Source organism: Celeribacter sp. SCSIO 80788, from assembly GCF_051054295.1.
GTDB lineage: Bacteria > Pseudomonadota > Alphaproteobacteria > Rhodobacterales > Rhodobacteraceae > Celeribacter.
Map to the genome: position 1 here is coordinate 1,500,568 of NZ_CP150482.1, position 21,157 is coordinate 1,521,724.

The 21,157-nt window shown below is 63.7% G+C and carries 14 protein-coding genes and 1 riboswitch; of the genes, 4 read left to right on the plus strand and 10 right to left on the minus strand.

Annotation, left to right across the window (positions count from 1 at the left end; all coding sequences use genetic code 11):
* Positions 1–11: 11 nt before the first annotated feature.
* Positions 12–91: riboswitch (ZMP/ZTP riboswitch) on the minus strand.
* A gap of 133 nt (positions 92–224) precedes the next feature.
* Entirely contained in the window at positions 225–1,715 is a 1,491-nt protein-coding gene (locus tag V1471_RS07585; protein ID WP_434287740.1) for an aldehyde dehydrogenase family protein, read from the minus strand.
* A 195-nt stretch (positions 1,716–1,910) separates the two neighbouring features.
* Here V1471_RS07585 and V1471_RS07590 point away from each other — a divergent pair, with 195 nt between their 5' ends.
* Positions 1,911–3,284, plus strand: coding sequence for an aspartate aminotransferase family protein (locus V1471_RS07590; RefSeq protein ID WP_434287741.1), 1,374 nt, complete (start codon positions 1,911–1,913; stop codon positions 3,282–3,284).
* 31 nt (positions 3,285–3,315) lie between these two features.
* Here V1471_RS07590 and eutC read toward each other — a convergent pair whose 3' ends face one another.
* The 3 genes from eutC to V1471_RS07605 form a co-directional block, all read right to left on the minus strand.
* On the minus strand, positions 3,316–4,077 hold the full coding sequence (gene eutC / locus V1471_RS07595) for an ethanolamine ammonia-lyase subunit EutC (RefSeq protein WP_434287742.1): 762 nt from the start codon (positions 4,075–4,077) through the stop codon (positions 3,316–3,318).
* A complete protein-coding gene (locus V1471_RS07600; protein WP_434287743.1) occupies positions 4,074–5,456 on the minus strand; it encodes an ethanolamine ammonia-lyase subunit EutB in 1,383 nt (460 codons plus the stop codon). The genes eutC and V1471_RS07600 overlap by 4 nt, the downstream gene beginning before the upstream one ends.
* Positions 5,457–5,552: 96 nt before the next feature.
* Entirely contained in the window at positions 5,553–6,248 is a 696-nt protein-coding gene (locus V1471_RS07605; RefSeq protein ID WP_434287744.1) for a TetR/AcrR family transcriptional regulator, read from the minus strand.
* Positions 6,249–6,457: 209 nt separating this feature from the next.
* Here V1471_RS07605 and V1471_RS07610 point away from each other — a divergent pair, with 209 nt between their 5' ends.
* Positions 6,458–7,636, plus strand: a complete 1,179-nt coding sequence (locus V1471_RS07610) for an efflux RND transporter periplasmic adaptor subunit (RefSeq protein WP_434287745.1) — start codon at positions 6,458–6,460, stop codon at positions 7,634–7,636.
* A 21-nt stretch (positions 7,637–7,657) separates the two neighbouring features.
* Positions 7,658–10,765, plus strand: a complete 3,108-nt coding sequence (locus V1471_RS07615; protein ID WP_434287746.1) for an efflux RND transporter permease subunit — start codon at positions 7,658–7,660, stop codon at positions 10,763–10,765.
* A 66-nt stretch (positions 10,766–10,831) separates the two neighbouring features.
* Here V1471_RS07615 and mntR read toward each other — a convergent pair whose 3' ends face one another.
* Positions 10,832–11,248 (minus strand): manganese-binding transcriptional regulator MntR, encoded by a 417-nt coding sequence (gene mntR, locus V1471_RS07620; RefSeq protein WP_434287747.1) that lies wholly within the window; start codon positions 11,246–11,248, stop codon positions 10,832–10,834.
* Between the two features lie 175 nt (positions 11,249–11,423).
* On the opposite strand from mntR, the gene V1471_RS07625 reads away from it, so the two are divergent.
* Positions 11,424–12,713 (plus strand): Nramp family divalent metal transporter, encoded by a 1,290-nt coding sequence (locus V1471_RS07625; RefSeq protein ID WP_434287748.1) that lies wholly within the window; start codon positions 11,424–11,426, stop codon positions 12,711–12,713.
* A 52-nt stretch (positions 12,714–12,765) separates the two neighbouring features.
* On the opposite strand, the gene V1471_RS07630 is transcribed toward V1471_RS07625, so the two are convergent.
* From V1471_RS07630 to glgC, 5 genes are read right to left on the minus strand one after another with little or no spacing between them, the layout of a single operon-like run.
* On the minus strand, positions 12,766–14,397 hold the full coding sequence (locus tag V1471_RS07630) for an alpha-D-glucose phosphate-specific phosphoglucomutase (protein ID WP_434287749.1): 1,632 nt from the start codon (positions 14,395–14,397) through the stop codon (positions 12,766–12,768).
* Between the two features lie 14 nt (positions 14,398–14,411).
* On the minus strand, positions 14,412–16,289 hold the full coding sequence (gene malQ, locus V1471_RS07635; RefSeq protein ID WP_434287750.1) for a 4-alpha-glucanotransferase: 1,878 nt from the start codon (positions 16,287–16,289) through the stop codon (positions 14,412–14,414).
* Positions 16,282–18,372: a glycogen debranching protein GlgX gene (gene glgX, locus V1471_RS07640; RefSeq protein ID WP_434287751.1), complete on the minus strand. Its 2,091-nt coding sequence runs from the start codon at positions 18,370–18,372 to the stop codon at positions 16,282–16,284. Before glgX ends, malQ begins: the two co-directional genes overlap by 8 nt.
* A 2-nt stretch (positions 18,373–18,374) precedes the next feature.
* Positions 18,375–19,829, minus strand: coding sequence for a glycogen synthase GlgA (gene glgA / locus V1471_RS07645; RefSeq protein ID WP_434287752.1), 1,455 nt, complete (start codon positions 19,827–19,829; stop codon positions 18,375–18,377).
* A 10-nt stretch (positions 19,830–19,839) separates the two neighbouring features.
* Complete coding sequence (glgC, locus tag V1471_RS07650; protein WP_434287753.1) at positions 19,840–21,102, minus strand: glucose-1-phosphate adenylyltransferase; 1,263 nt, start codon at positions 21,100–21,102, stop codon at positions 19,840–19,842.
* Positions 21,103–21,157 lie beyond the last annotated feature (55 nt).

Genomic DNA, 21,157 nt, shown 5'->3' on the forward strand with positions numbered 1-21,157 from the left:
CTCCATCAAAAGAGTGGTACCCAGACGCGCGGCAGAAAAGCTCGCGCTCCCTGATGGTACACCATCTTCAGCGCCAGTTACGCGAACCTTACCGCAATATCCTCAGATATCTTGCACAACACAAGCTGTTGCAAGTTGGGTCCAACCTTACATTCAGTAGAGTCCCGAAAGGGCTCAAAGCCGACTTCCGACGCTGTCTGCTCATGTCGCCCAATGTGCCCCTCTCAGTCCATCGCGATCACAATCGTCTTCGAGCGGGTGAAATGCGCGAGCATGGCTTCCAGTGACGCCTCTTTACCCAGACCCGAGCGGCCGAACCCGCCATAGGAGACGTTGGGCTGGATCGTGAGATTCTGGTTCACCTGCACATAGCCCGCGTTGAGGCGCGAGGTGGCGTCCAGCGCCGTGGAGAGGTCTTCGGTCCAGACCGAGGCGGCAAGGCCATAGCGGCTGTCGTTGGCTTTCGCGATCACGTCCTCGTAGTCGGACCATTTCTGGATCGCGACCACCGGGCCAAAGATTTCGTCGCGCAGGCAGGGGTGATCTTCGGGCAGGTCGAGCAAAAGCGTCGGCATGGCGAAGAGATCGGGCGAGAGCGCGGCATCCTCGGGCATCTGGCCGCAGCGGACGACTTTGGCGCCAGCGGTGGCCTCGGCCTTGGCGACGTAATCGGAGACCACACGCGCCTGTTTGGCGTTGATGATCGTGCCGATGTCGGTGGCCTCGTCCAATGGATCGCCGATTTTGAGCGCGTTCAGGTCGGCGACAAGGGCGTCGAGGAAGGCGTCATAGAGGCTTTCGTGGACATAGATGCGCGAAGACGCGGTGCAGCTTTGGCCCTGACGGGTGAAGCGCATACCGGCGATGGCACCGGGGACGGCTTTGGACAGTTTGGCGTCGGCGCAGACGATCATCGGGGACTTGCCGCCGAGTTCCAAAGACACGGGCACGATGCGCTCGGCCCCGGCTTTGTAGACGATCTCGCCCACTTCCTCGGAGCCGGTGAAGGTGATTTTCGCCACATCCGGGTGGGCGGTGAGCGCTGCGCCGCAATTCGGACCGTCGCCACTGATCACGTTCAGGACGCCTGCGGGCAGATGCTCCATGACGATCTCGGCGGCGAGATAGGTGGCGAAAGGCGCGTCCTCGGAGGCCTTGACGACGACCGTGTTGCCCGCGACCAAAGCGGGGGCGATTTTGAGCATCATGAGGACCAGCGGCACGTTCCACGGCACGATGGCGGCGACCACGCCCAGCGGTTCGCGGGTGGTCATGGTCAACATGCGCGGGCTGAAGGGGATGGTTTCGCCTTTGAGTTCCGAGCCCAATCCGCCATAGAATTCAAGAATATCGGCGGCGGTTTTGACCTCGCCCCGGCATTCGGTGCGGACCGCTTTGCCGGTCTCGCGGGCCAGAACCTGGGCCACCAGTTCGAAATTCTCCAAAAGCGCGCGCCCTGCGGCGGCGACGCGTTTGCCGCGCTCGCGGGCCGGGATGGCGGCCCAGGCTGCCCCCGCCGCTTTCGCCGCCTGTACGGCCGCGTCGGTTTCCGCCGGACCGGAGGCGGCGGCCCTGCCCAAAAGCGCCCCGGTGGCCGGGTTCAGCACGTCGAGACCGGCGGCGGTCGGCACACGGACACCGCCCACGAGGTTGAGGGTGTGATAGGCCGCGATGACGGCTTGCGGGTCGGGGAATTGGGATGCGATCTGGCTCATGCCTCTTGCATTGCCCGAAAATCCGGCCCGGCAAAGACACCAGCATTTCAAAACAATGAGTCCAGAGAATTTGCGCTCACATTTTGACCATTTGATATAAAAAATGACTGGCCCGATAAATCTAAAGCCCTGGCCCTATAGGCCCTGCCTGCAAGCGGTGATTTACTTGCGCCAAGAAACACGGAGTCTCCCGCCATGCACGACAATGATCTTTCCGCCATCATCGAGGCCGACCGCGCCCATGTCTGGCACCACATGTTCCAGCATCAGCTTTTGGAAACGCGCGATCCCCGGATCATCGTCGAAGGCAAGGGCATGCGGGTTTGGGACCAGAACGGCCGCGAATTTCTCGACGCCGTATCCGGCGGCGTCTGGACGGTGAACGTCGGTTACGGCCGCGAACGCATCGCCAATGCGGTGCGCGATCAGTTGATCAAGATGAACTATTTTGCGGGCTCCGCGGGGTCCATTCCGGCGGCGAAATTCGCCGAGGTTCTGACCGCGAAAACCCCCGGTCTGTCGCGGATGTATTACTGCAACTCCGGCTCAGAAGCCAATGAAAAGGCTTTCAAAATGGTGCGCCAGATTTCGGCGCAGCGCTATGGCGGCAAGAAGTCGAAAATCCTCTACCGCGACCGCGATTACCACGGCACGACGATTGCCACGCTCTCGGCCTGCGGCCAGCAACAACGCGCGACGCATTACGGGCCGTTCGTGCCGGATTTCGTCATGGTGCCGCATTGCCTTGAGTACCGCAAACAGTGGGACGTCGAGAATTACGGCGAGCGCGCCGCAGAGGCCATCGAAGAGGTGATCCTGCGCGAAGGGCCGGATACGGTGGGCGCGATCTGTCTTGAGCCGGTGACGGCGGGCGGTGGTGTGATCACCCCGCCGAAAGGCTACTGGGAGAAAATTCAGGAGATCTGCCGCAAATACGACATCCTGTTGCATATCGACGAAGTCGTGTGCGGCATGGGGCGCACAGGCGAGTGGTTCGGCTATCAGAACTACGGCATCGAGCCGGATTTCGTGACCACCGCGAAGGGCGTGGCCTCCGGCTATGCGGCGATTGCCGTGATGCTGGCGTCCGACCGGGTGTTCGACATGTTCAAGGACAAGCCCGAAGACCCGCTCAACCACTTCCGCGACATTTCCACCTTTGGCGGCTGCACCGGCGGTCCGGCGGCGGCGCTTGAGAACGTGGCGATCATCGAGGAAGAGGGCCTCTTGGACAACACCAAGGTGATGGGCAAACGGTTGATGGACGGGCTCGCGGCGCTTGAAGACAAGCATGAGTTGATCGGCAACACGCGCGGGCTTGGTCTGTTCTGCGGCGCGGAATTGGTGGCGGATCGCGAGACCAAAGAACCGCTCGCCGAGAAGCTGGTTCAGGCCGTGGTCGCCGAATGCGACAAGCAAGGCGTGATCATCGGCGCAACCATGCGTTCGCTGCCGGGCTTCAACAACACGCTGTGCTTCTCTCCGGCGCTGATCTCGAAAGAGAACGACATCGACGAGATCCTGACCGCTGTCGACAACGCGCTGACCACGGTTGCGGCGGCGATGTAAGATCGCCTCTCACTGCATTGAAATATAAAGATTACGCCTCGCCTATGTGCGGGGCGTAATCTTGTTCCAGCGACCCGCTTTCTTCCTTGAGGCCGGTGCCGGTGAGGCCGCGTTTGAGGGCCTCGCGGGTGAGCCATGCGATTTTCATCGCGGCCTGATCATAGGACATGCCGCCCTTGCCGTGGATGTTCGACAGGCAGTTGCGGGCGCTGTCCTTGAGGCCCGGTTTGGGTCCATAGGTCAGATAGGCGCCGAGGCTGTCGGCCACGGTCAGGCCGGGGCGCTCGCCGACCAAAAGCACAACAAGCCGCGCGCCGAGGGCCGCGCCGATCTCGTCGCCGATGGCAACGCGGGCCTGGGTGGCGACCACGACCGGGCCGAGGGTCAGACCTTCGAGCTTGGCAGCGGAGGCATGGACCACGGCGGCGGCATGGGACTGCACGGCGGCGGAGGACAGGCCGTCGGCGATGACAAAAGCCACGTCGCAGGGGGTACGGGCATTGAGCATGTCGGCCTCACCTACCCCAAGTTTGCGGCCAAGGTCCGGGCGGCGCAGGTAGCTGGCGCGGTCGGGGGCGGCGGAGGCGACGCGGATCACTTCGAAAGGCGCAAGCTCGGCTTCCAAGGCACCCACATCGAGGCCGGAATGCACCGCATCGCGGGCGCGGGCATGGGCGAATTGGAACTCAAGATTGGCCCCGGTCGGAAGCCCCGCGCCGTTACGACCCAAACCGATGCGGGCGGGCGTTGCGGCGCGCAGGGCGGCCCATTTGTCGTTCACCACATCGCTCATTGCGCCGCCTCCAAAAGCCGCGCCGTGCCAAGATCGCTTTGCAGCAGATGGCCGGTTTCGGACACAAGCCCCATGGCTTCGAGCCAGGCCTCGAACTCCGGCGCGGCTTTGAGGCCCAGAGAATTGCGCAGATAGGCGATGTCGTGGAAGGAGAGGCTTTGGTAATTCAGCATGATGTCATCGGCGCCGGGCACCCCGATCAGGAATTGCGCGCGGGCATTGGCGAGAAGCGTCATCAGCACGTCCATGTCGTTTTGATCCGCCTCGGCATGGTTGGTGTAACAGACGTCACAGCCCATCGGCAGGCCAAGGAGTTTGCCGCAGAACACATCCTCAAGCCCGGCGCGGATGATCTCTTTGCCGTCATAGAGATATTCCGGCCCGATAAAGCCCACCACCGTGTTGACGATCAGCGGATCGAAGGCACGGCAGACGGCATAGGCGCGGGCCTCGACGGTTTGCTGGTCGATGCCGTGATGGGCGTCCGCGGAGAGTGCGCTGCCCTGCCCGGTTTCGAAATACATGACGTTTTGGCCGACCGTGCCGCGGTTCAATGAGAGGGCGGCGTCATGGGATTCCTTGAGGATCGAGAGGGTGACGCCAAACCCCTCATTCGCCGCCTCGGTGCCCGCGACGGATTGGAACACCAGATCGAGAGGCGCACCGCGATTGATGATCTCGATCGAGTTGGTGACATGGGTCAGAACGCAGCTTTGCGTCGGGATGTCGTAACGGCCACGCAGATCGTCGAGCATGGAGATCAGCGTCATGGCGGTCGGGATATTGTCGGTCGCCGGGTTGATCCCGATCACCGCATCGCCCACCGCATAGGACAGGCCGTCGAGGGTGGAGGCGACGATGCCCTTGAGATCGTCCTGCGGGTGGTTGGGCTGAAGCCGCGACCCGATGCGGCCCTCAAGCCCCAGAGTGGAGCGGAAGGCCGTGATCACGGTGATCTTGCGGGCGACCGCAATGAGATCGCGGTTGCGCATGATCTTCGACACGGCGGCGGCCATTTCCGGCATGAGACCGGGAGCAAGCGCCTTCAAAGCGGCGGGGGTGGCGGCGTCGGACAGGAGCCAGTCGCGGAACTGACCGACGGTCATATGCGAGACGGGCGCAAAAGCCGCCGCGTCATGCGTGTCGACGATCAGACGGGTGACCTCGTCTTCTTCATAAGGAACCAGCAACTCTTCGAGGAAGGTTTTCAGAGGCAGATCGGCCAGAACCATCTGCGCCGCGACGCGTTCGACATCGCTTGTCGCGATCAGCCCGGCCAGAGCATCGCCCGAGCGCGCGGGCGTGGCCTTGGCCATGACCCCCGCGAGGTTGGAAAAGCCAAACACCTCTCCGCCGAGGGTGGTGCGATAGATCGGCATGCGTTCGTCCCGTTGCTGTCTCGTCCCAAAACCCTAGCGACGAAAGCCGGAGGGTTCGAGAGCACGCGCAACCGCAGCCGGGGCGGGCCTGCAAATTCAGGCGTCATCGCCCATTTTTACGGCACAGCCCGTCAGGAAAAGCCGGACCGCCAGAGCGCGCCGCTCCGCCAAAATCTCGGGCGTCGGTTCGGCGAACTCGGGATCGAGCAGGCGCACAAGAGGATCGCCGAACGCCATGCTGACAATGAGATCGGCCGACAGCGCCGCCTGATCCGGGGCAAGCGACAGGCGCCCCGCCGTGATTTCGCGCATGATTTCGTCGCGCACATAGCCGGTCAACCGCCCGCGCCCCTCATGCACCAGCCCACGCGCCAGCGCCGGATAGGTCTGCGCCCGCGCCACCATGGTGCGCAGGAATTCCAACTTGTGCCGGTCCGATCCGGGCGGTTTGTTGAAGGTCAAAAGCAGATCGAGCCGCTCGGAAAACGGCCTGTCCTGATCCTCTTCCGGCAGGGGCTGGAAAATCGAGGCGCTGACGCGCGCGATGACGCGACCCAGAAGCGCTTCCTGACTGTCGAAATGCGCGTAAAGCGTGCGTTTCGACATGCCCGCGCGCCGGGCGATGGCGGACATGGTGACCTGATCGAAGCCGCGCTCCATCATGAGCGCATGGGTGGCGTCGAGGATCACCTCTTCGCGCGCCTCGAAATCCATCTGCACCGGTCGCCCGCGCTTGCGCGCTCCGGTCTCTTGCGACGCGGCCCCCTCAGGCTCTGCCTCATATTTAGACATCTGCGACAGCCCACAACTCCCTGCTCAGATGCGCACATCCCGCGCGCTTTACAAAACTATCGGGTTTCTTTAATCAAAATTCAAGCGAAGTTCCAATGCACAGATTACGCACAGCCGGAACCTGCCCTGACCGCCGCGCATTCGCGCCCCTCAAAACCCCTTGAGCCCCGATCGCAAACGGTCCGGGGTCTGTTTTGCCGGAGACTTTCATGCCCAGCCCACGCCCTGTCCTGCCCCGCCGGACCGCCGCTCTGCTCGCCCTCGCCCTGATGGCGGGTCAGCCCGTTCTGGCCCAGAACGCCCCGCCGCCGACACCTGTGACCGTGGTCACGCTCTCGTCGGGCGATGTGACGCTCAGCAGCCCGCTGCCGGGCCGGGTCGCCGCCTCTGCCGAGGCCGAGGTCCGTCCGCAGGTCGGCGGCATCATCCAGAAGCGGCTGTTTCAGGAAGGCAGCACAGTGAGCGAGGGCGATCCGCTTTATCAGATCGACGCGGCGACCTATGAAGCGGTGAAGGCCGTGGCCGAGGCGAGCCTTGCACAGGCGAAAGCGGCGCTGAAATCGGCGGAAATCGAATACGAGCGTCAACAGGAGCTGAAGACCCGCAATGTCGTGGCGCAGCAGAACCTCGACAGCGCGATTGCCGAGCGCGACAGTGCGCTCGCGGCGGTGAAAGTGGCCGAGGCCAATCTTTTGTCGGCGGAGATCGACCTTGAACGGACCCAGATCCGGGCGCCGATTTCCGGGGCTGTGGGGCTGAGCGCGGTGAGCCAGGGGGCGCTTGTGACCTCCGGGCAATCGACCGCGCTGACCACGATCCGGGCGCTCGATCCGGTCTATGTCGACGTGACGCAGGCGGCCTCCGAGATGCTGCGCTGGCGACGGATGGGCAGCGGGTCGGAATTTGCCGAGACGCTCGGCCAGACCGTGACGCTGACGCTCGCGGATGGCAGTTCCTATGAGTTCAAGGGCGAATTGTCCGCTGCGGAGCCTTACGTGAACGAAGACACCGGCACGATCGTGCTGCGGCTCTCTTTCCCGAACCCGGACCATTTCCTGCTGCCGGGCATGTATGTTCAGGTCGAGATGCCGCAGGGCGTGGTGCCCGGCGCGGTGCTTGTGCCGCAGGAAGCGGTGACGCGCGACCGGCGCGGACGTCCGATGGCTTTGGTCGTGAATGGCGAGAACGTGGTGGAAAGCCGCGTGCTCGACGTGGTGAGCGATCAGGGCGACAACTGGGTGGTGACCGGCGGCGTGGCCGAGGGCGAACGCGTGATCGTCGCGGGTCTTCAGAAGACCGCCGCAGGCGCCACCGTGACGCCGCAGGAACAGGGCGCCGAGGCTCCGGCCGCGCCCGCTGCTGCCCAAGACGCCCAGCCCAGCGAATGACCGGCATAAGGACCTGTTGATATGGCTCGTTTTTTCATCGACCGCCCGGTCTTTGCCTGGGTGATTTCCATCCTGATCATGGGGATCGGCCTTTTGTCGATCTTCACGCTCCCGGTGGCGCAATATCCGCAGATCGCACCGCCCTCGGTGTCGATCCGCACCACCTACCCCGGCGCTTCCGCCGAAACGGTGGCCAACACCGTGACCCAGATCATCGAACAGCAGATGACCGGGCTCGACGGCATGCGCTATATGTCGTCCTCGTCGACCTCGGCGGGCTCGGCCTCGATCACGCTGACCTTTGCGACCGGCACCGACCCGGACATCGCGCAGGTGCAGGTGCAGAACAAACTGTCGCAGGCCACTGCCCTTCTGCCCGATGCGGTGCAGAAACAGGGTGTGACGGTGCAGAAAAGCTCCGCCGGCTTCCTGATGGTGCTGGGGGTGATCTCCCGCGACGGCAGCATGGATCAGGCCGACCTTGCCGACTATCTCAACACCAATATGGTGGATGCGTTCAGCCGGATCGAAGGCGTGGGCGGCACGCAGGTGTTCGGCGCGAAATACGCCATGCGGATCTGGCTCGACCCGTCGAAACTTGCGGCCTTCGACATGACCCCGTCGGATGTGGTGTCCGCCGTCTCGGGCTATAACGCGCAGATCTCTGCCGGCTCCTTCGGCTCGCTGCCCTCGCCCGAGGGTCAGGCCTTCACCGCCACGATCTCTGCGCAATCTCTGCTGCAAACCCCGGACGATTTCCGCAACATCATCCTGCGCTCGGAATCCGACGGCGGCCTCGTGCTTCTGGACGATGTGGCGCGGGTCGAGGTGGGTGCGGAGAATTACTCCACGATCTCGCAATACAACGGCCAGCCCGCCTCGGGCATGGCGATCCAGCTCGCCCCCGGCGCCAACGCGCTCGACACCTCGAAACGGGTGCGTGCGATGATCGACGAATATGCGCAATACTTCCCCGAGGGCATGGATTACGTCATCCCCTATGACACCACGCCCTTCATCGAAATCTCGATCCATGAGGTGCAGAAAACGCTGATGGAGGCCATCGTTCTGGTGTTCTTCGTGATGCTTCTGTTCCTGCAAAACATCCGTGCGACGCTCATTCCGACGCTGGCGGTGCCGGTCGTTATCCTTGGGACTTTCGCAATCCTCGCGGTCTTCGGGTTCACGATCAACGTGCTGACCATGCTCGCCATGGTGCTCGCCATCGGTCTTCTGGTCGATGACGCCATCGTGGTGGTGGAGAACGTCGAGCGGATCATGGAAGAGGAAGGGCTGAGCCCCCGCGAGGCCACGCGCAAGTCGATGGACCAGATCACCGGCGCGCTCGTGGGCATCGCCCTCGTGCTCTCGGCGGTGTTCATCCCGATGGCCTTCTTCGGTGGCTCGACGGGCGTGATTTATCGCCAGTTCTCGATCACCATCGTCTCGGCCATGCTCCTCTCCGTGGTGGTCGCTCTGACGCTGACACCGGCGCTCTGCGCCACCATCCTGCGCGGCAAGGATGCGCATCACGCCAAGCGCGGGCCGTTCGGCTGGTTCAACAAGGCCTTCGACAAGCTCTCCGGCGGCTATGGCTCGACCGTGGGCTATATGGTGCGGCGTCCGTTGCGGATGCTCGTCATCTATGGCGGCATGGGGGCGGGCATCGCCTGGCTGTTCATGCAGACCCCAACCGGGTTCCTGCCGGACGAGGATCAGGGCATCATGATGGCGCTGGTACAGGGGCCTGCGGGCTCCACCGCCGAGAACACGCTCGCGGCCAACGCCCAGATCAAGGACTATTTCCTCTCCGCCGAAAGCGAGAATGTCGATGCGGTGTTCAGCATCGCGGGCTTCTCCTTCTCCGGTCAGGGGCAGAACAACGGTCTGGCCTTTATCCGGATGAAGGACTGGGAGGAACGCCCCTCCCCGGCGCAATCGGTGCAGGCCATCGCGGGCCGTGCTTTCCCCGCCTTCATGGGCATTCAGGAAGCCATGGCCTTCCCGATCGTGCCGCCCGCGGTGATCGAACTTGGCAACGTCTCGGGGTTCGACTTCTACCTGCAAGCGCAGGGCGGTCAGACCCACGAACAGCTTCTGGAAGCGCGCAACATGTTGTTGGGCATGGCCGGACAAAGCCCGCTCATTGCCTCCGTGCGGCCTTCGGGTCTTGAGGATGCGACGCAGTTCAAGCTCGACATCGACTGGCGCGCCGCCGGGGCCATGGGCATCGATCCGGGCGACGTCGGCGACACGCTGTCGATCGCCATGGCCGGGTCCTATGTCAACGACTTCAACGACAATGGCCGCACCAAGCGCGTCTATGTCCAAGGCGATGCCGACAGCCGGGCCACACCGGAGGACCTACAGAAATGGCGGGTGCGCAACTCGTCGGGCGAACTGGTGCCGTTCTCGAACTTCACCTCCGAGCAATGGGTCTATGGTCCTCAGGGCCTGACCCGCTACAACGGCACGCCGTCGATGCAGATCCAGGGCTCGCCCGCCCCGGGCGTGTCGACCGGCGAGGCCATGGCGGAGATCGAAAACCTCGTCAGCCAGATCCCCGGCGGCTATTCGGTGGCCTGGACCGGTCTGTCGCTTGAGGAAAAGGACTCCGGCTCGCAGGCACCGATGCTCTACATGCTGTCGCTGGCCGCGATCTTCTTCTGTCTCGCGGCGCTTTATGAGAGCTGGGCAATCCCCTTCTCCGTCATGCTCGCCATGCCGGTGGGGATTTTGGGAACGCTGTTCACCGCCTGGCATTTCGGCTTCGACAACGGCGTGTTCTTTCAGGTCGGCCTTTTGACCGTGATCGGTCTGACCGGCAAGAACGCCATCCTGATCGTCGAGTTCGCGCGTGAACAGGTGGATGCGGGCAAGGATATGTTCGAGGCGGTGCTGACCGCGGCGAAGCAGCGCTTCCGCCCGATCATCATGACCTCGATGGCCTTCTCCCTGGGCGTTGTGCCGCTGGTGCTGTCCTCGGGTGCGGGTGCGGGCGGTCGTCGGGCCGTGGGGGCTGCCGTGCTCGGCGGCACCATCACCGGGACCGTTTTCGGCATCCTCTTCGTGCCCCTGTTCTTTGTGATCGTGCGCAAGGTCTTCGGCGGCAAGAAGAAAGCCGCCTGACGGGATCGGGACACAGGACAACGAAAGGCCGGGCGTTTTGCCCGGCCTTTTTCTTTGCCGTCCGGTTTACGTGTTTTTGAGAAAGGCTTCGAAGGCGGCGAGGGTCTCGTCGGAGACGTGGTGCTCGATCCCTTCGGCATCCAGTTCGGCGACCTCTTCGGGCACGCCCACCGCGACCAGAAGTTCGACCACCGTGCGGTGGCGGGCGCGCACACGCTCGGCCAGATCGGCCCCCTCCTCGGTCAGGAACACGCCACGATAGGGGCGTGCCGTGGCCAGACCTTCGCGTTTGAGGCGTGAGATCGCCTTGGTCGCCGTGGGTTGCGCGACCCCCATGCGTTCGGCGATGTCGGCGACGCGTGCCTCACCCAACTCGGTGATCAGATCGCCGATCATTTCCACGTAATCTTCCAGAAGCGCGACCGATTGCGCCTCGCGCGCACGGGCGAAGCGTTCGGGAACCTGTCCGTCGATCTCGGTCATGCGCGCCTCCTCTTTGCCGAAGATATAGTCACACCCGGCCCGAAGGACCAGTGTGCGGCATGAAAATACATCTGCACAAAAAATTGTGTTTTGCAAGAAATATAGCAATGGCTATAAATTGGACGCAAGCAAGCCATCCGAGTCGCCTTTGGCGACCAGTCAGGACCCACCACACATGCTCGATCTTTCCGGAAACACCCGTACAGGCATTGCCGCCGTTCTGCGTGGCGAGCGCCACGGGGTGCGCGCACGGCTGTTGTTCGCGGGCCCTGCGATCATCGCCTCCGTGGCCTATATGGACCCGGGCAATTATGCGACGAACATTCAGGCGGGGGCCGGGTACGGCTATACGCTTTTGTGGGTCGTGCTCTTGGCGAACCTGATCGCCATGCTGTTTCAGGCGCTCTCCGCCCGGCTGGGCATCGTCACCGGCAAGAACCTTGCCGAGCTGTCGCGGGACAATTTTTCGAAACCCGTGGTTCTGGTGATGTGGTTCGTGAGCGAGATCGCCGCCATGGCCACCGACCTCGCCGAATTCCTGGGCGGTGCCATCGGCCTGTCGCTTTTGTTCAACCTGCCGCTCATCGTCGGCATGGCGATCACCGCCATCGTGACCTATGGCATCCTCTTGTTCGAGGGCCGCGGGTTTCGCCCGATGGAGCTGATCATCGGCGCGATGGTGGGGGTGATCGGCCTGTGTTACCTCGCCGAGATTCTGATCGCCCCGATTGACTGGCAGGCCACCGGGCTTGGCCTCGTCAGCCCCGCCCTGCCCGATCATGCCGCGCTCACCATTGCCGTGGGGATCATCGGCGCGACGGTCATGCCGCATGCGATCTACCTGCACTCGGGCCTCACCCAGTCCCGCGCCGCCCCGCGCGACGACAATGACCGGCGCAAGCTTTTGGGCTTTTCCAACACCGAGGTGGTGCTGGCGCTGGCGGTGGCGGGGATGGTCAATATGGCGATGGTGATGATGGCGGCGAGCGCCTTTCACCAAGGCCATTCCGACGTCTCCGAGATCGAGACCGCCTATCACACGCTGACGCCGCTTCTGGGCGGCGCGGCGGCGGCGATCTTTCTGACCTCTCTCATCGCCTCGGGGGTGTCGTCCTCCGTCGTCGGCACCATGGCCGGGCAGATGATCATGCAGGGCTTTCTGCACATCCGTATCCCGATCTGGCTGCGTCGCCTGATCACCATGGTTCCGGCCTTTGTCGTCGTGGCCATGGGCATCAACGCCACGCAGGCGCTCGTCGTGTCTCAGGTGATCCTCTCCATCGCCCTGCCGGTGCCGATGATCGCGCTGATCGTGTTCGTCGCCCGCCGCGACATCATGGGGGTGTTCGCCGTCTCGCCGCTGATCCGCCTGCTGGCGATCTTGGGGGCGATTGCGGTCCTGAGCCTCAATTTCGTGCTTCTGGCCGGAGCTTTCGGCCTGCCCATCCCGTTTCTCGAAGGCTGAACGCAAAAAGGCCGGGGCAATCCCCGGCCTTTCTCATCTCGGTCAAACCGTCTCAGGTGATGACATCCGGGGCATTCCGCCCTGTGCGGGCCCGGATTTCCGCGAGGCTGTCGGCAGCGGCCGCAATCCCCGAAAGCGCGTTCTGCGGATTGTCCTGAAGCGCTGCCGCGTTGGTTTCCACTTTTTCGAGATAGACCCGAAGCGTCGCGCCCTCGGTGCCGGTGCCGGAGAGCCGGAACACGATGCGCCCACCGCATTTGAACAGGATGCGAATGCCCTGCCCTTCGGAGCGCGACCCGTCGACCGGATCGTCATAGGCGAACTCGTCGGCGGCCTCGATGGTCATGCCCTCGACCTCACGGCCCGGCAGGTTCGGCAGACGGGTGCGCAGCGCCTGCATCAGCCCGTGAGCCGCATCGCTGTCGACCGCTTCGAAATCGTGGCGGGAATAGTAGTTGCGACCGTATTTGGCCCAGTGATCGGCCATGATCTCCGCCACGCTCTGACCGCGCACGGCGAGCACGTTGAGCCAGAACAGCACGGCCCAGAGACCGTCTTTCTCGCGCACGTGATCGGAGCCGGTGCCGGCACTTTCCTCACCGCAAAGCGTCGCACGGCCCGCATCCAGGAGGTTGCCGAAGAATTTCCAACCCGTCGGCGTCTCGTAACAGGCAATGCCGAAGGCCTCGGCGACCCGGTCGAGCGCCCGCGAGGTCGGCATGGAGCGCGCCACGCCCTTGAGCCCGCCCTTGTAGCCCGGCACCAAAGTTGCGTTGGCGGCCAGCACGGCAAGGCTGTCGGAGGGGGTCACATAGGCGTTGCGGCCCACGATCATATTGCGGTCGCCGTCGCCATCGGAGGCCGCGCCGAAATCCGGGGCGTCGCCGGAGAACATCAGATCCATCAGGGGTTTGGCCCAGATCGGGTTCGGGTCGGGGTGACCGCCGCCGAAATCCGGTGAGGGCACGGCATTGACGACGGAACCTTCGGGGGCCCCCAGCGAGCCTTCGAGGATCGCCTTGGCATAGGGGCCGGTGACGGCATGCATGGCGTCGAAGCGCAGGGTGAAACCGGAGGCGAAAAGCGTGCGGATCGCTTCGAAATCGAAGATCTCTTCCATCATCAGATGGTAATCGGCAACCGGATCGACCACTTCGATCTCCATGCCGTAGAGCGTCGTCATGCCGGGGGCCGCGAGGTTGAGATCGTGGCTCTCACAGATGACATATTCGCTGAGGCTCTGGGTCTCGGCATAAATCCGGTCGGTGATGCCTTCGTTGGCCGGGCCGCCATTGTCGCTGTTGAACTTGACGCCGAAATCCTCGGTCGGCCCGCCGGGATTGTGCGAGGCGGACATGATGATGCCGCCATCGGTCTTGCGTTTGCGGATGAGATTGGAGGCGGCTGGGGTCGACAGCAGGGCATTCACGCCGACGATGACCTTTTTCGCCCCGTTGGCGGCGGCCATGCGCAGGATCACCTGAGCCGCGCGGTCGTTGAAATAGCGCCCGTCGCCGCCCAGCACATAGGTTTTCCCATTGGCCCCGCCGGTGGCGTTGAAAATCGACTGAACGAAGTTTTCCAAATAATGCGGCTGCATGAAAACCGGGGTTTTCTTGCGCAGGCCTGATGTGCCGGGCTTCTGGCCTTCGATCGGGGTCGTGGCAACCACAGTGCGGGTCATGGAGTCTTCCTCTTTCATCGGTCGTTCCGGCGCATGATCTCGGCCACGCGCTCAAGTTTCTCATGGGAGGCCAAGGCCTCTCCCCCACCCGGCAGCCGAATGCGCCAGTTGGGATATTCGCTGGTGGTGCCCGGCAGGTTCTGCTGCTCCACCATATCAAGAATCACCTCGGCTTGCACCGCGACAAGTCGCGACGGCGTGCGTGCAAGAAAGTCGTGCAGATCGTCTTGATCCGTGCCCGCGACCACGCGGTCGATGGCGGCCACTTCGCGGATGCGATGGGCTTTGTTTTCAGCGGCTTGTGCGGCGTCGAGACCGCCCGCCTTCTGCCGCGCGGTGATCTCGGCGCCTTGCCGCCAACCGAGCCAGGTCGGCAGGTCGTGGGTCGAGAAAGAGGCCACCGCCGCCTCGTCGTAGGCCTCGGCGGGCTTGAATTCCGGGTCGTCCCAGTTCCAGCGTTCGAACATCGCCACCCGGCAGCCCAAAACGCCCGACGCGCTCAGCGCCTCGCGCAGCCCGTCCGGGATATTGCCGAGGTCTTCACCGACGATGATCCCGCCCGCGCCATTTCCGGCCCGCGCCGCCTCGATCCGGGCGACAGCCAGCATGGCGTCGCGCGGCATGGCGACATAGGAGCCGGGCGCGTGTTGCGGCACCCAGAAGGTGCGCTCGAAGCCGAGGATGTGGTCGATCCGGAGCATGCCGGAGACCCGGAGCTGGCGGGCGAAGGTTTCAGAGAGCGGCGCATAGGCACGGTCCCGGAGCGTGATCGGATTGAACGGCGCGAGGCCCCAGTTCTGCCCCTCGGCGGAAAACGCATCGGGCGGCGCGCCCAGAGACGCGCCCAGGGCGAAGACCTCCCGGTCCTCCCATGTTTCGGCGCCATGCGGATGGGTCCCGACGGCGAGATCGAGATAGATCCCATGCGCCATGCCAGAGGCTTTCGCCTCCGCCTGAAGCTCACCCAGAGCCTCCTCGGCCTGCCATTGCAGCCAGGACCAGAACAGGATCTCTTCCTTGAGTTCAGAGCGCGCCGCGACGCAGGCTGCGCTTTCGGGGTCCTGATATTCGGCGGGCCAATGGCACCAGAACGGGCCATGGATCTCCGACAGCGCCTGATGCAGCGCGAAAGTTTCGAGCGACGGCCCCTCAGAGGCGACATAGGCCAGAAAGGCCGGGGCGGGGGTGGTTTTGTCGAAGACCTTGCGCAGGTTCTTGAGCCGGGTCGGACCGGCTTTGACATAGTCGATCAGCTTGCCGCCGCGCCCGGTGTCGGTGGCAAGGTAGAGCGCGTTGAGACGACGGCGGTGCGACGGCGTATAGGGCGAAAACAGGCCGGGATCGGTGGGGAAACCGGCGTGCACCGGGTTCATGCCGACAAAGCCCGCGCCCTTCGCACCGAGGCTTTGAACCACGGGCATGAGATCGCCGTAAGAGCCGATGCCCTTATCGGAGAGCGCATAGAGCGGCACGGTCATGCCCCAGCCGCGCGCAGGCAGCGGAATGGTTGCGGGGGCGGCCAGAAGCGTGATGCGCTGCGGCCCGTCGGGGAATTCGGCGATCAGGCGGTGGATGCCCAAAGGCAGCTCGGGCAGCGCGCCCACACCCTGCCCGCGGGACTCTTCGCCGGTCTCGAGGATCAGTTCCCAGGACGCATCGCCAATGTCGACAAAGGGCTTGGCCCCCGCCTCGCAAACCACATCCCAAGGCAGAACCCCGTCGCCCTCTTCGAGATGCACGCGCGCCGCCTCTTCGGTGGCGGCCTCGATGCCCATGCCGGCCAGAAGGGCGACGGCGGTCTCGACCGTGGTGACGTGATGGACGCCCATCTGGTCGTAATACTCGGCATAAATACCGCGGTCATAGGCCAGTTCGAGCCTCAGGTCAGTCATTATAGGCCTCCAGCTCAAGCATCAGCGTCGTCTCACATCCGGCAAATACGGTGGGCAAGGTCATCACCTTGCCGTCGATCTCGGGCCGACCGGTGTCGATCCAAAGCCGCCAGCGCCGCCCCTCGGGGGCTTCCGGCAGCTTGACCTCGACATCGGGTCCGCGGTTGAACACAAGGAAAAGCGCCTCTTCGCGTTGGGCGTAGATCGGTGTCCCCGAGGCGATGCGCATCTCGGCGCAGAGCGTCTTGAGATCCGGCGCGCCCCAGTCCTCGTCGCGCATCGGACGCCCGTCGGCACGCCACCAGAACAGGTCTTCGAGACCGTCGACGATGCGCTCGCGGGCGTGCAGAAAGCGTTTCTGCCGCAGGATCGGGTGTTCGCGGCGAAAGGCGATCAGGCGGCGCACGAAATCGAGGAAATCCTCATCGTAATCCGACCAGTCGATCCAGCCGATTTCGCTGTCCTGACAATAGGCGTTGTTGTTGCCCCATTGCGTGTTGCCCAGCTCGTCGCCCGCAAGGATCATCGGCGTGCCTTGCGAGAACATCACCGTGGCCAGCAGGTTGCGCCGCCGTTTGGCGCGGGCCGCAAGGATTTTCGCATCCTCGGTCGGCCCCTCGACGCCCATGTTGTCGGAGGCGTTGTCGTTGTGGCCGTCGCGGTTGCCCTCGCCATTGGCCTCGTTGTGCTTCTGGGTGTAGCTGACCACATCCATGAGCGTGAAACCGTCGTGCGCGGTGACGAAATTGACCGAGGTGGTGGCGGGACGGCCCGAGTGATCGAACTGGAGCGCCGAGCCAGTGATGCGGTCGGCGAGCACAGCGACGTGACCCGCATCGCCGCGCCAGAAGCGCCGGACACCATCGCGGAACTTGTCGTTCCACTCCAGAAAGGGCGGCGGAAAGCCCCCCACCCGGTAGCCGCCGGGACCGATGTCCCAAGGCTCGGCGATGAGCTTTACCCGGGTCAGAACCGGGTCCTGACGGATCGCATCGAAGAACGAGGCCCCCCGGTCGAAGCCGGAGGGGGTGCGGCCCAAGGTGGTGCAGAGATCGAAGCGGAAGCCGTCGACATGCATCTCTTGGGCCCAATACCTGAGCGAATCCAAAACCATACGCAGAACCATCGGGTGGTCGATGTTGAGCGTGTTGCCGGTGCCGGTGTCGTTGATGTAATAGCGCGGATCGTCGGCGAGACGGTAGTAGCTTCGGTTGTCGAGGCCGCGGAAGGAGAGCGTCGGACCGAGCTGGTTGCCCTCGCAGGAGTGGTTATAGACCACGTCCATGATGACCTCGATCCCCGCCGAATGCAGCCGCGCGACCATGTGCTGGAACTCGGCGATCTGGTCATGCGACAGGTAGCGCGGATCGGGGGCGAAAAACCCGAGCGTCTGATAGCCCCAGTAATTCACCAGCCCCTTCTCGATGAGGAAACGGTCATTGAGAAAGGCCTGAACGGGCAAAAGCTCGATCGCGGTGACGCCGAGTTTCACGAGGTGATCGAGGATCGCGTCGGAGGCGAGGCCGAGGAATTTGCCCTTGTGCTGCACATCGGGGTGGAGCTGGGTCATGCCTTTGACATGGGCCTCGTAGATCACCGATTGCGAGGTCGGACGCCGCGGGGCCTTGTCCCGGCCCCAGGCGAAAAGCACGTCCTCGACCACGCAGCGCGGCATGTAGCGTGCGCTGTCGCGACGGTCGAAGGACAGGTCGACATCGGCATGCCCGACCCGGTAGCCCATCAGCGCATCGTGCCATTCAGGATGGCGGGTCAGGCGCTTGGCATAGGGGTCGAGAAGCAGTTTGTTGTAGTTGAACCGGTGGCCTTCGTGGGGCGCATAGGGGCCATCGGCGCGCAGGCCGTACATCTGGCCGGGGCGCAGACCGGGGACATAGCCATGCCAGACATCGCCATCGCGCTCCGGCAGGTCGATGCGGTGGGTTTCGGTCCGGCCGTCGGACGAAAAGAGACAGAGCGTGATCCGGCGGGCATGTTCGGAGAACACGGCGAAATTGACGCCTTCGCCGTCGAACGTGGCCCCGAGGGGCGCGGCATGACCGCCAAGGATCGTCATCGAGCTCATGGTTACGCGTCCGCCTCATCCGTTTCGACAGGAGTGACCTGGCCGACCATGTCCTTGAACAGATCGGCATAGGCTTCGGCGGAGGTGTCCCAGCCCACGGGCTGCGCCATGGCGTTTTTCATCATCTGATGCCAGATCTTCGGCTTGGCGAAGAGATCGCACATGCGGTGGATCGCGGCCTCCAGCGCCTCGGTGGTGATCGGCGTGAATTGCAACCCGGTCGCCACACCGGCGGAGAGCGCTGCGGGGTTGGCCTGAATGACCGTGTCGGCGAGGCCGCCGGTCAAGGACACCAAAGGCAGGGTGCCGAAGCGCAGCCCGTAAAGCTGGGTCAGGCCGCAGGGTTCGAAACGCGACGGCACGAGGATGGCATCGCCGCCCTCGATCAGACGGCGGGCGAAGGCCTCGTCATAGCCGATGCGCACGGAAACGCCCGCGTATTTCAGCGCGGCATTGCGGAAGGCGCTTTCGAAATAGCCCTCGCCGGAGCCCAGAAGCGCCAGTTGCCCGCCCCGCTCGATCAGCGTCGGCAGCGCGTCGAGCAGGAGATCGAAGCCCTTCTGCCCGGTCAGCCGCGAGATCACGACACACAAAGGCCCGTCGCTTTCGGGCAGGCCAAGCTCCTCGCGCAGCGCCGCCTTGTGCTTTTCCTTGCCCTTGGGCGATTTGTAGGAGGGTTTCCAAAGATCGAGATCTATACCGTTGAGAATGCCGGTGAAATCGGCGCCACGGGCGGCAAGCACGCCCTCCATCCCCATGCCGAACGCGCCGTCCATCAGCTCGCGCGCATAGGTCGGCGACACGGTCGAAACCTTGGTCGCGGCCATAATCCCGGCCTTGAGCGTCGAGACCTGCCCCCAGTATTCGAACCCGCTCGAGGTAAACCCCTGCGGCGGCAGGCCGAGGGTGTAGACCATGTCGGCGCCATAGCAGCCCTGAAAGGCGATGTTGTGAATGGTCATCAGGGTCTTGACCCGCTCGGCCGCGCCGAGTTCGCGCAGGTAGACGGGCGTCAAACCGGCCTGCCAGTCGTGCAGATGCAGCGCGTCGGGATGCCATTGTTCGATGCCATGGGCGGCGATCATCGCGGCGGCCAGCGACAGGGCGGCGAAGCGCTGGGGGTTGTCCCACCAGTCATGGCCGTCGGGGCCGTTATAGGGCTTGCCGTCGCGATCGTAGAGATGCGGCGCGTCGAGGATATAGAGCGGCGTGGCGTGTTTGCCCTCGCCCAGCGTGCCGCGGCGGATGCGGGCGAAGCCCCCGAACAGGTCCCAGACCTCGAACACGGTCTCGGCCTCGGGCTGGGCGGCGAGCACCTGACGGTAGCCGGGCAGAAGCGTGCGCATTTCGACCCCGTGGGAGGCCAGCGCGGACGGCAGAGAGCCCGCCACATCGGCGAGCCCCCCGGTCTTGATCAATGGCACGCATTCAGACGTGACCGACAGAACCTTGATCATCGGATGTTCCTCATAGCCCTTGTGCCCTGCGGTCCAGCATGTCCTGTGTGATCAGGGTCACGCCACCCGGAGAAACCCGGAACCAACGGGCATCGACTTCCGGGTCCTCGCCGACGACGAGCCCCTCGGGCACTTGCACGCCGCGGTCGATCACCACGTTCTTGAGCTGGCAGTGGCGGGCGATATTGGCCTTGGGCAGCACCACCGCACGTTCGAGCGAGGAATAGGAATTGGTCATAACTCCGGTGAACAGCAGGCTTTCGCGGATTTCCGTCCCGGAGATGATGCAGCCGCCGGAGACCATGGAACTCACGGCGGAGCCGCGGCGGTCGGGCCGGTCGTGGATGAATTTCGCGGGCGGGGTCAGTTCGGAATAGGTCCAGATCGGCCATTCGCGGTCCCAGAGATCGAGTTCCGGCGTGAAATCCGTGAGGTCGATATTGGCCTTCCAATAAGCGTCGATGGTGCCCACATCGCGCCAATAGGCCTCCGCATCCGGGTGGCGCACACAACTGTCGGTGAAACGGTGCGCCTGTGCCTTTCCGAGCTTCACCAGTTCGGGGATCAGATCGTTGCCGAAATCGTGCGAGGAGTTCGGATCTTCCATATCCTCCAGAAGGCGTTCGCGCAGGAATTTCCAGTTGAAGACATAGATGCCCATCGAGGCCAGAGACTTGGTCGGCTCGCCGGGAATGGCGGGCGGATCGGCGGGTTTCTCGAGGAAGGTGGTGATGCGGTCGGTCGCATCCACGCCCATGACCCCAAAGGCAGAGGCCTCCTTGCGATCCACGGTCAGACAGCCGATGGTGACATCGGCCTTGGTGTCGACGTGCTGACGGATCATCACCTCGTAATCCATCTTGTAGATGTGATCGCCCGCGAGGATCAGGATGTAATCGACGTCATAGCTGTCGATGATGTCGATGTTCTGGGCCACGGCATCGGCGGTGCCGCGATACCAAGTGCTTTCCTCGTAGCGTTGCGAGGCGGGCAGGATGTCGAGGAATTCGTTGCGCTCGGCGCGGAAGAAGGTCCAGCCACGCTGGATGTGGCGAATGAGGGAGTGCGCCTTGTACTGGGTCGCGATCGCCATCTTGCGGATGCCGGAATTGAGCGCATTCGAGAGGGCGAAATCGACGATCCGGTTTTTACCGCCGAAATAAACGGCCGGTTTCACACGATCATTGGTCAATTCCTTGAGCCGCGAACCGCGGCCGCCAGCCAACACGAACGCCATGGTGCGCGGTGCCAGCCTGTTTCTCGAATTTGGCATGTCTATCCTCTCTGGTGCGTTTCCCGTGATCCGGTCCGTAATCCGGACCGCCCTC